Here is a 431-nt window from a genome sequence, read left to right as displayed (position 1 = left end):
AGTCTGCTATCAGGTCGTTAAGGTCTGGTAATCGCATTTGCTTACCTCTTATCTTGTGCAATTTAGTTTATCAAGGGTTGATTGCCATACCTCAACACTAAGTCGGTCATGCTCATTTACCAACCTATCAAACGTCTTTGAGTGCATGTAGCGAGGCTTTGCACCAATGCCATGAATAACGCCTTGCTGCCAACCTAAACGCGCTCTAATCGCTGCTATTCGACTGAATACACGGTCAATCGGTTGCTGTAACTGGCTGCCATAATTAGCCCCGATGCAATGACGGCAAACATACAAGCCAGCGCAATATAAGGTCGATGTTCTATGACGGCATTTAGGGCATAGCCACCAGTAACGATAACCGCCATAGTTGCATGACGTTTTTGTTAGCTGAATAGAGTATTGATAGGGTTTGCTGCGATGGTTATAAC

General features: G+C 44.8%; 1 protein-coding gene. It reads right to left on the bottom strand.

The genetic code is table 11. From position 1 onward, the window contains the following. Positions 1–215 precede the first annotated feature (215 nt). Complete coding sequence (locus AAEY83_RS12925; protein ID WP_351059318.1) at positions 216–368, bottom strand: hypothetical protein; 153 nt, start codon at positions 366–368, stop codon at positions 216–218. Between the last annotated feature and the right edge of the window lie 63 nt (positions 369–431).

Source organism: Psychrobacter sp. TB20-MNA-CIBAN-0197 (assembly GCF_040309765.1).
Lineage (GTDB): Bacteria > Pseudomonadota > Gammaproteobacteria > Pseudomonadales > Moraxellaceae > Psychrobacter > Psychrobacter submarinus.
The sequence above is the reverse complement of the archived record's forward strand: the minus strand, read 5'-3'. Positions and strand labels throughout refer to the sequence as shown.

Coding starts and splice junctions, on each gene's coding strand:
- AAEY83_RS12925 (WP_351059318.1), bottom strand. CDS start 368: ATGGCGGTTATCGTTACTGGTGGCTATGCCCTAAATGCCGTCATAGAA.